The organism is Brevibacillus ginsengisoli (assembly GCF_050113715.1).
GTDB classification, from domain to species: domain Bacteria; phylum Bacillota; class Bacilli; order Brevibacillales; family Brevibacillaceae; genus Brevibacillus_H; species Brevibacillus_H ginsengisoli.
Genome location: NZ_JBNJQR010000004.1, coordinates 418854 through 429466, shown reverse-complemented (window position 1 = coordinate 429466; position 10613 = coordinate 418854). Strand labels below are relative to the sequence as shown.

Annotated in this window: 7 protein-coding genes; all 7 read right to left on the bottom strand. The window is 44.6% G+C overall.

Annotation, left to right across the window (positions count from 1 at the left end; all coding sequences use genetic code 11):
• Nucleotides 1–335: 335 nt before the first annotated feature.
• The gene (locus ACQCN2_RS11445; protein WP_426929039.1) at nt 336–1424 is read right to left on the bottom strand and encodes an HD-GYP domain-containing protein; all 1089 of its coding nucleotides are present in this window, start codon (nt 1422–1424) and stop codon (nt 336–338) included.
• Nucleotides 1425–1544: 120 nt separating this feature from the next.
• The gene (gyrA, locus tag ACQCN2_RS11440) at nt 1545–4073 is read right to left on the bottom strand and encodes a DNA gyrase subunit A (RefSeq protein WP_426929038.1); all 2529 of its coding nucleotides are present in this window, start codon (nt 4071–4073) and stop codon (nt 1545–1547) included.
• A gap of 91 nt (nt 4074–4164) precedes the next feature.
• Nucleotides 4165–5406, bottom strand: coding sequence for a cation:proton antiporter (locus ACQCN2_RS11435; RefSeq protein ID WP_426929037.1), 1242 nt, complete (start codon nt 5404–5406; stop codon nt 4165–4167).
• A gap of 136 nt (nt 5407–5542) precedes the next feature.
• Nucleotides 5543–6199: a sporulation membrane protein YtaF gene (gene ytaF / locus ACQCN2_RS11430; RefSeq protein ID WP_426929036.1), complete on the bottom strand. Its 657-nt coding sequence runs from the start codon at nt 6197–6199 to the stop codon at nt 5543–5545.
• 142 nt (nt 6200–6341) lie between these two features.
• Complete coding sequence (locus tag ACQCN2_RS11425; RefSeq protein WP_426929035.1) at nt 6342–7997, bottom strand: glycerol-3-phosphate dehydrogenase/oxidase; 1656 nt, start codon at nt 7995–7997, stop codon at nt 6342–6344.
• Nucleotides 7998–8216: 219 nt separating this feature from the next.
• Entirely contained in the window at nt 8217–9707 is a 1491-nt protein-coding gene (gene glpK, locus ACQCN2_RS11420) for a glycerol kinase GlpK (RefSeq protein WP_426929034.1), read from the bottom strand.
• A 25-nt stretch (nt 9708–9732) separates the two neighbouring features.
• Complete coding sequence (locus tag ACQCN2_RS11415) at nt 9733–10554, bottom strand: MIP/aquaporin family protein (protein ID WP_426929033.1); 822 nt, start codon at nt 10552–10554, stop codon at nt 9733–9735.
• Nucleotides 10555–10613 lie beyond the last annotated feature (59 nt).

Below are 10613 nucleotides of genomic sequence, written 5' to 3'. Positions count from 1 at the left end.
GTATTAGGCACGCCGCCAGCGTTCGTCCTGAGCCAGGATCAAACTCTCCAATAAAGTTGAGTTGATTCTAAACTTCAAAACAGTTTTGCTTGGCTAGTGTTTGATTCACTAAACGTTTATTGTTCAGTTTTCAAAGAACATCACAGGTTATCTATTATAGCCCTTATCGCTATCAGTGTCAAACGTTTTTTTCGTTTCCCTCAGGCGACTTAATTAGAATAACACGCGTACTAGTATAAGTCAACCACTTTCTTATAAATTAATTTGGACATAAATAAAAAAAGATCGAGTCAACTCGATCTTTCATGCCTTATTCCTTATAGAATGACCGCTTATTAACTGATCACTCTTTTAATAGACAGACTACGATTGTCCGCAAGATTAATGATATCCCCGTTCGTTTCAACAAGTGGTCGCGTAGGGTAGTTACGATCCGTAAAAACGATCTTGCCAAGCGATCCATCACTTAATTCTACAACAGTCCCTACGGCAAATTGAGTAATACCATTCACGAAAGTATGAACAATGGTAGGATCAAGCTTCCCAAAGCTATCTTGCAGCAGTTGATCAACGACCTCATAAGGTGAAGCAGCCTGTTGATAAACGCGATTAGAGCACATCGCATGGTAAACATCGGCAACTGCCACGATTTTACTATATAAATGCAATTGATTTCCTTTGAGTCCCAGAGGGTATCCAGAGCCGTCTTCTCTTTCGTGGTGCTGCAGTGCTGCAAGAGCTACCCCTTCATTCAATCCTGGCGATGCTTTGATTAATTGATAGCCATATAGCGTGTGCTTCTTCATTTCTTCGAATTCGTTATAAGTTAACTTGCCTGGTTTCCAAAGAATTTTGGGATCTACTTTTGTTTTCCCAATATCCAACAAGGTTCCGGCTAAAGCAATTTGCATCCATTCTTTCTCGGGAACCTTCATCCACTTGGCGATTACATATGAAAAAACACCAACTGCAATGGAATGCTCATACGTATATGTATCAATATTGGCGACCTTGCTTAATGCCAACATAATATTAGGTTGATCCTGAACGTTCTGTAAAATCGGAGTAATAGCTTCCCTTACTTCCATTACCGGGATGTTTTGTCCACCCTGAACTTGTTGCAATAAATTTTTTAAGGAGTGAACAGCTTTATCATACTTTTGCTCAAAAGTTGATTTACCTTCTACCTTCTTCGCAGGTTTTTTCATGTCCGTTTTTTCCGCTTTTGACTCTTCATTCTTTTCAACTTTTCCAGCTTCAAGTTCTTCTACATCAACCTGTTCAATTTGGAAGGCCTCAAGAAACTCCATCTCGTTCTCTTGGATAACCGTACCTTTTGGGAAAAGTAGCCCACCAAGTGATGTATGCACTTCTTCAGCTAGAACCGCACCTAAAGAAAGGTGTTTAACCGTTACGATGGGCATGATTATCCTCCCGAATACACTCTATTACTATTTATACTACTCTTTTCCTTTTCAAGTGAAAAGTCCTATGTACCAGAACCGAAAAAAAGAGATGGCGGAATTCCACCATCTCTTCCATCATTATTCTGAATCGGAAGTCTCGTCAGATGCTGTCTGATCTGCATCTCCAGCCTCTGTTAAATCATTAGGCGCATCAATACCTTCAGTTTCACCATCTGGTTGATCGTTGGATTCCTCACTCATTTCTACGATGGCAATCGATCCGACTTCTTCATTCTCTCCCAGTCGAATTAATTTAACGCCCTGAGTGTAGCGACCCATTAACGAGATTCCTTTGATTTCTGTGCGAATAATAATACCTGATCCTGTGACAATCATCAGATCCTCGGTTTCTTCAACCATCTTCAGGCCAATCACTTGCCCGCTTCGTTCGGTCACGTTGTGGGTTTTAATCCCTTTACCGCCACGAGATTGGATCCGATACTCTTCGATTGGCGTGCGTTTTCCGTATCCTTTGGCTGTAACGATCAGTACATCCGCTCCAGGTTTTACAACATCCATGTCAATGACATCATCGTCTTCGTCAAGAGTGATACCTTTTACGCCAGTAGCAGTTCGGCCCATTGTGCGAACGTCGCTTTCCGGGAATCGCACAGACATCCCTTGCTTGGTTCCCATCATAATTTCCTGGTTACCGTCCGTTAAGCGAACAGCAATCAACTCATCATCTTCGCGCAGGTTTACTGCAAAGAGCCCACCTTTGCGGATATTTTCGAATGAGGAAAGATCCGTTTTCTTGACGATACCTTTTTTCGTGGCAAAGAACAGGCAGCGATCACCGCCAAAATCCTTCACCGGGATAACCGCGCTAACCTTTTCGCCTTTTTCGATTTGAATCAGGTTGATGATTGGCGTTCCCTTGGCGGTGCGGCTGAGATCAGGAATCTCGTAGCCTTTTACGCGGTATACCTTCCCTTTGCTTGTGAAGAACATGATCGTGTCATGCGAGTTGGTAATGTGCAACTGCTCGACAAAATCGTCATCCTTGGTGCCAGCACCTTGAACTCCGCGTCCTCCGCGTCTCTGACTCCGGTATGTCGTGGCAGGAAGCCGTTTAATATAACCGCCGTGGGTTAATGTGATCACGACATCCTCTTGAGGAATTAGGTCCGCATCCAAAATGCTGTCCTCATCAAACGTGATTTCTGTTCTCCGCTCATCGCCAAACTTATCACGAATCTCCAGAATTTCTTCACGAATAATAGCATAAATTCTGCCTTCATCCGCAAGAATAGCTTTTAATTCAGCGATTTTGGCGAGAAGTTCCTGATACTCGTTCTCGATCTTCTCACGTTCCAAGCCTGTGAGTCGTTGGAGACGCATATCGAGAATCGCTTGTGCCTGCTCATAACTTAACGCGTATTGTGTCATTAACCCTTCACGTGCTTCATCTGTTGTTCTAGATGAACGAATCAGGCTAATAATGGCGTCAATATGGTCAAGAGCTATACGCAAGCCTTCCAAAATATGTGCCCGCGCTTCGGCTTGTCTCAAATCGTACTCTGTTCTTCTGCGAACAATGACGCGTTGATGCTCTAAATAATAGAAGATGAGATCACGCAAATTAAGCACACGCGGACGGTTATCAACTAGAGCGAGCATGTTGACACCAAACGTGCTTTGTAATTGTGTATGCTTAAACAGGTTGTTCAGAACGACCTTAGGCACAACATCACGTCTTAATTCAATAACGATGCGCATACCTTTGCGGTCAGATTCATCGCGTAAGTCGGTAATTCCATCAATTTTTTTCTCACGAACAAGCTCGGCAATTTTTTCAACCAGTCTCGCTTTATTCACTTGGTAAGGAATCTCCGTCACAATAATGCGCGGTTTTCCTTTGACCTCTTCAATCAACGTTTTGGCGCGCATCACAATCGAGCCGCGGCCCGTTTCATAGGCACGACGAATGCCACTGTAACCCAAAATCTCGCCAGCAGTTGGGAAGTCAGGACCTTTTATGATTTTCATCAAATCCTGAATCGTAATATCCGGGTTGTCAATCATGGCGACTACCCCGTCAATTACTTCGCCCAAATTGTGTGGCGGAACATTCGTTGCCATCCCTACGGCAATCCCAGATGAACCGTTGACCAGCAGGTTAGGAAAACGGGACGGCAAAACAATCGGCTCTTCCTCGCGACCGTCATAGTTTGGAACAAAGTCTACTGTATCCTTGTCGATGTCACGCAATAAATCCAAAGTAATTTTGGACATTCTGGACTCGGTATAACGCATGGCGGCCGCAGGGTCACCGTCAACGGATCCGAAGTTTCCTTGTCCTTCTACAAGCATATAACGCATGTTGAAATCCTGCGCCATTCGAACCATCGTTTCATAGATTGCTGAGTCACCGTGCGGGTGGTATTTCGCCATGACTTCCCCGACCACGTTTGCGGATTTACGAAACCCTTTGTCAGGTGTTAACCCCATATCATGCATCGCATAGAGAACCCGACGATGAACTGGTTTCAATCCGTCACGAACATCTGGAAGCGCGCGGCTGACAATGACACTCATCGCATAGTCAATAAAGGAGTCCCGCATCTCCTGGCTTATATTAATTTTAGTTAATCGATCTTCTACCATAATGGATAACCCTCCAACTGGTTTTCGCAATACTTTATTATATCACATTGCGTTTATCTCGTCCAAATAGAGGAGTTTACTAGAATTAACCTCAGTTATTCGTCCCAGACCTTGTTTCCTCAATACCCAGTTTTCTTGCGACAAAGGCTGTCGTACTAGCTTGCAGTAAAATGGTTACCAGGATCGCCAGAAAAGTAACCGATGCGATAATGTCAGAATGAGGTAATCCTAACCCTGTAACCATTCCCGATAACGCCGCAGGAATAACCCCGGTCTCTCTGACCCAGCACATAAATAATCGCTCTTCCTTCTTCCATTCAGCTTTGCGGTCAGGAAGCGTACAGAGGTAGACGGTAAGCGGACGGGCAATCAGCATAAAAATGGCGACGACTAATAAGCCGCTCCAGAGATATTTCATAATCGCCCCAAGGTCAACTTGACTACCCAATAGAATAAAGATCAGCATCCGCATCTTCAGCGTTAAATTATCGATCAGATGATTCATTTCATCTTGCTTTTCCTCCATACCAAATCCAAACAAATAAGTATTTCCCCAAACAAGCCCGGCAACAAAAGTCGCCATAAATCCACTCACATGAATGGATTCACCAATGAGATAAGGAGCAACAGCAGCCACAATCATGAAAATAGCCGTGTACTCTTGAAAAAATCCAAACCGGGAATGGGCAACCAGGTAAGAAATGATGCCCCCTATGAGCAATCCAACCAATATTCCCCCTAAGGAGACCTTCAAAAAGTCTACAACCGCATGACCCAAGGAGAAACTCTCTGTCCCCATCGCAACCGCCAACACCGAAAAAGTAATGATCGAGCCCGTCGCATCGTTAAATGCCGATTCGCTTTCCACTGTTTCTTTTACCTTTTTACGGATATGTACCTGCTTAAAAACAGGAATTAGTGTAGCCGGATCAGTGGATGCGATAATGCTTGCTAAAAGAATCGCATACACCCATGGAAGGTGAAACAGCCAAACAGCTGAAGCTGCCACCACTGCCGCCGTTATGAACACTCCCGGAATACTAAGAAGAACAACGGAAAGCCATACCTTCTTGAGCGTCTCAATTCGAATCAGCCTTCCCCCGTCAAATAAAATCAGGGTAGCCCCTAGCGTCAAAATAAACTGATTCGTAAACGATCGGCTCGTTTCCGAAATGAGGTGTACGCCTTGCCCCAAAATAATCCCTACGATCAGGAATAGAACGACGTCAGGCAGCTTTAATATACTCGAAAGCTTCCCGGCCAAAATTCCAAAAGTAAGAATCGCTACAATCAAAAAAAGAGCATGGTGCACTAACTCTGTGATATTCTCCAACTCTGCTCCCTCCAATGGATAACTAACATGATTTTCCTGTATTCATCTTACCAGAAAGACTGTTCAACTCCAAAATTGCCCAATAAAAAAGAGCACAACCACAAGAAACGAAGTTGTACTCTCCAGATTATAAAATTCAACTGACACCCTTCAGCAAACCGATACAGATTAACATCACAGGCGGCAACCAGGTTAAACTTTGAAACCACCTGAACTTCTCAAAACGTCTTCCCAACATCAATCCGAAGAAAAGAAGAAAAGCGCTCGTCACGGCTACGAAGCTCGCCGTTAACAACGGAGGGTAACCCAATAAAGCAAAACTGATCCCCGCTCCAAAAGCGTCCAGGGATAAGGCTAATCCAAGAGTGACAGCCTCCCAACCCGAGATATGTCCTGATTGATCCGAGTCAGCGTAAGACGGGTCCCTCAGGATTTGAATAATCAACCCAAAAATGCGAATTTGAGTCATCGGATGTTCACTTGGTTGTTTTTTTGTACCGGGCAACTCCTCTTTTTTGTCTTTGGAAAAATACATTCTCCAAAGCGTGATAAAACCGATCAAGATGAGTATACTGGCTCCTAATTTCTGACTCATGGCAGGTGTTATCCAATGGAGAAAGGTATTTCCCACGGTCATAACGGAAAACACAACGGTCATCGAGCAAAAACCAATCACACATAAAGAGTGAAGCGGGATGTTCATTCGACGCAACCCGTACGTAACACCAACACTTAACCCATCTAAACCGATCGCAACGGAGAGAATTAAGAGTGATATCCACCCACCCATCATCACATCACCTCTGCTTCAGTCCTTCCTAGCATATGTAGGTACGAAAAGATGTGTTATTCATGTATATCCGGTCAAGAAAATGCAAAAAAGGGAAAAGGATTCTTGATCCTTTTCCCCTTCATACGTGGTAGCTTGATAACCTTTACGCAGGTACCACTGCATCATTCAAATAATTATCCAATTCAGTGAGATACTTCGCTTTTGTTTCTTCAGTCCAGCCCAGTTTCTCGGCCATCAATTGAACAACAGCCATCTTCCATTTCTCTACGAAGTGAATATCAAAGAACAAAGCGCCTGTACGTCTGATAAAGAAGTCAACCGGCTTCATCACCATCTCGTTTTCTAATCCGTAGATCAGAGACGCGTACACATCAATTGGAAGTCCGGCAGCTTCTGCGGCAGCTTTCTGGGTATCCACTATGAAAAATACCTGATCAACATTGGAACCATACCATCTGACCAAACGTTCCGCCTGCTCTTGCGTCAATCCTTTTCCTACCCCTTGCTTCGCCCTTGCCATAATAAACGCCGGGTAGTTGGCACTTCCGCCTACGTCCCCACCCGAAATCGGAAGCTGCTTAGTCATGCAGCCTTTGAATGGTCCCATTCCCGCTTGCTGAAGCAGAGAAGCTACCAAATCTACTACGGTTTCCGCCATTTTGCGATACCCTGTCAATTTTCCTCCAGCAATCGTAATCAAGCCAGATTGAGACTGCCAGATCTCATCTTTGCGAGAGATTTCGGAAGCGGATTTCCCCTCTTCATAAATGAGTGGACGTACTCCGGCCCAACTGGACTCGATATCCTCCGGCTGAATTTTTACTTCAGGGAACATGAAATTGATGGCGTTAATCACATAAGCGCGATCCTCTTTTGTCATTCGTGGATGAACCATGTCTTCTTTATAAAATGTATCCGTTGTTCCTACATAAGTTTTCTCGCCGCGTGGAATCGCAAACACCATTCGGCCATCAGGAGTGTCAAAGTAAACAGCCTGATGCAGCGGGAAACGCTTGCGATCAATGACCAAGTGAACCCCTTTGGATAGCTGCAGGACTTTTCCTCGCTTGGAATTGTCCTTTTCCCGTAAGGTATCTACCCAAGGGCCGGCTGCATTCACAATTTTTTTGCCATACATGCAGTAAGTCTCGCCACTCAATAGATCGGTGACCTTAACCCCTATCACTTTTCCATCACGATAAATAAAATCTTCTACCTTGGTGTAGTTAAGGGCGGTCGCACCATGAGCTACAGCGGCTTTCATGACCTCAATTGTCAGCCTTGCGTCATCGGTACGATACTCCACATAATAACCGCCCCCAAGAAGTCCATCTGTTTTCAGTAACGGCTCTTTTTGAAGCGTCTGTTGCTGGTTCAACATTTTACGGCGTTCGTTTCCTTTTACGTTGGCCAAGAAGTCGTATACTTTCAACCCAATGGATGTGCTGAATTTCCCAAATGTTCCGCCTTTATGAATGGGAAGAAGCATCCATTCAGGTGTTGTTACATGTGGCCCGTTTTCGTACACAACGGCCCGTTCCTTTCCCACTTCAGCTACCATTTTCACTTCAAACTGCTTCAGATAGCGAAGGCCACCGTGCACTAGCTTCGTCGAACGGCTGGAGGTTCCCGCAGCAAAGTCCTGCATCTCAACCAGCCCGGTTTTCAAGCCGCGTGTTGTCGCGTCGAGCGCTATACCCGCTCCGGTAATCCCTCCACCTATAATTAACACGTCAAACGTAGCATCCTTCATGGACTGAACCACTTTTTGTCTCTTTAAACCTGAAAACGAATCCATATCTCTTCCTCCATTCGAGCAATAGAGATAAACAAAACGGTCATGACCGTTTTGTTTTACCGCCCTGCGGCTACATCTCAGCATTATGAAAAACGTCGAGACGTTTTTCACAGAAAAAAGAGACCACAACGACACTATAGCAATGGCTATAATGCTTTGTGGTCTCTCCAGATCTCCAGACTAATTATTAACTTAGTTTTATTCTAACACAAAACATTATTATTTAAAAGCCATTGTGGCGCGCACCGCTTTTTTCCAACCGCTGTAGAGCTCATCGCGTTTGTCATCAGACATGGTTGGTTCAAATTGACGGTCGATATTCCACTGTTGGGCAATTTCGGATTTGTCTTTCCAATAGCCAACAGCTAAACCAGCCAAATATGCGGCACCCAATGCGGTTGTCTCATTGACGACAGGACGATCAACTGGAACGCCCAGGATATTGCTTTGGAATTCCATCAAGAAGTTGTTTTTAACCGCTCCGCCGTCAACGCGCAACGCTTTCAACGAAATTCCGGAGTCAGCTTCCATCGCAGCCAATACATCTTTGGTTTGATAAGCCAAAGATTCCAAGGTAGCGCGAACGAAGTGTTCTTTGCTCGTACCGCGAGTTAAGCCAAATACAGCCCCTCTAACTTCACTGTCCCAATACGGAGTACCCAATCCAACGAATGCTGGAACGACATACACGCCATCAGTGGAATCTACACGAGTTGCATAGGCTTCGCTTTCTTTGGCATCTTTGAACATGCGAAGTCCGTCACGCAGCCATTGGATAGCAGAACCCGCAATGAAGATACTTCCTTCCAAGGCGTATTCTACCTTGCCATCGATGCCCCAAGCGATTGTAGTCAGCAAACCGTGTTTGGAGGTTACCAGTTTCTCGCCCGTATTCATCAACATGAAGCAACCGGTACCATATGTATTTTTCGCCATACCAGTCTCAAAGCACGCTTGACCGAAGAGTGCAGCCTGTTGGTCACCAGCAGCTCCGGCAATTGGAACTTGTTGACCAAAGAAATGGGTTTCGTCTGTGTAGCCATATACTTCAGAAGATGGTTTAACTTCTGGAAGCATGGATGCAGGTACTCCCAGAATATCAAGCAATTCTTTATCCCATTGCAAATCGTGAATGTTGTACATAAGGGTACGGGAAGCATTGGAGTAATCAGTTACATGTGTACGTCCAGCAGTCAGTCGCCAAATAATCCATGTATCGATTGTACCGAAAAGGAGATCTCCTCGTTCAGCTTTCTCTCTTGCTCCTTCTACATTGTCCAAGATCCATTTTACTTTGGTTCCAGAGAAGTAGGCGTCAATCAACAGGCCTGTTTTACTGCGAAACTTCTCATCCAGCCCTTTTTCTTTCAATTCGTTACAAATATCGCTGGTTTGACGAGATTGCCACACAATAGCGTTATAAACAGGTTTTCCGGTATGTTTATCCCAAACAACTGTGGTTTCGCGTTGGTTGGTAATCCCGATTGCTGCCACTTGTTCTGGTCTGATATCCGCTTCACTTAAGCAAGTCGCAATAACACCAAGGATTGAGCCCCAAATTTCGGCTGCATTGTGCTCTACCCAACCTGGTTTAGGGAAGTACTGTGGAAACTCTTGTTGAGCTGTGTGTACAATTTGGCCGCTTTTATTGAACAGAATCGCACGTGAGCTTGTTGTTCCTTGATCCAAAGATAAAATGTACTTTTCCATGTAAATCCGCTCCCCTTGTATTTATTTAAGCTGCTACTTTTTTGCTGGTTTGTTTAGAGTTTCCTTTATTTGACACATAAGCAATTAACAATACGACTACCATTACGGCAAGAACAACCCAAAGAGATGAAGTTGCTTCCCCTTTGAACACGGCTTTGTAGAACAATCCGCCAAAAGATCCTCCGAGAATTGGTCCAACTACAGGAATCCACGCATATCCCCAGTTAGAAGAACCTTTACCTGGGATCGGCAAGAAGAAGTGAGCCAAACGAGGACCCAAATCACGGGCAGGGTTGATCGCATAACCAGTTGTACCACCCAAAGAAAGACCGATACTGATAATCAAAAAGCCAACAATAAAAGGATTAAGTCCATCTGTAAATTTATTTGCGCCAATCGCTAAAATTCCAACTACAAGAACAAAAGTACCGATAATTTCACTTAACAAGTTGGTAAATACATTAGGAATTGCAGGTCCGGTAGCAAATACGCCTAATTTGGTTCCAGCATCCTCTGTTTCTTTCCAGTGAGGGAGATAATGCAGATAAACAAGCGTTGCCCCAATCATTGCACCAATAAATTGTCCAAGAATATAGCTCGGAACCTTTTCCCAAGGGAAGCTTCCCATAAACGCCAACCCTAATGTGAGCGCTGGATTCAGGTGAGCGCCACTAAAAGATCCAACAGAATAAGCGGCTACTGCAACTGCCAAACCCCATCCCATTGTGATGACGATCCAGCCGGAGCTATTTGCAAAAGATTTCTTCAACGAAACCCCTGCACAAACCCCGCCCCCTAAAAGAATCAGAATTGCCGTTCCTACGACCTCTCCCCAAAAAGCGGACATTCACATCGACCTCCGAAGTGTTTGACTAGGTGTCAAAAAGAAAAGGAGACTCACACAAA

Coding starts and splice junctions, on each gene's coding strand:
- ACQCN2_RS11445 (WP_426929039.1), bottom strand. CDS start 1,424: ATGCCCATCGTAACGGTTAAACACCTTTCTTTAGGTGCGGTTCTAGCT.
- gyrA (WP_426929038.1), bottom strand. CDS start 4,073: ATGGTAGAAGATCGATTAACTAAAATTAATATAAGCCAGGAGATGCGG.
- ytaF (WP_426929036.1), bottom strand. CDS start 6,199: ATGATGGGTGGGTGGATATCACTCTTAATTCTCTCCGTTGCGATCGGT.
- ACQCN2_RS11425 (WP_426929035.1), bottom strand. CDS start 7,997: ATGGATTCGTTTTCAGGTTTAAAGAGACAAAAAGTGGTTCAGTCCATG.
- glpK (WP_426929034.1), bottom strand. CDS start 9,707: ATGGAAAAGTACATTTTATCTTTGGATCAAGGAACAACAAGCTCACGT.
- ACQCN2_RS11415 (WP_426929033.1), bottom strand. CDS start 10,554: ATGTCCGCTTTTTGGGGAGAGGTCGTAGGAACGGCAATTCTGATTCTT.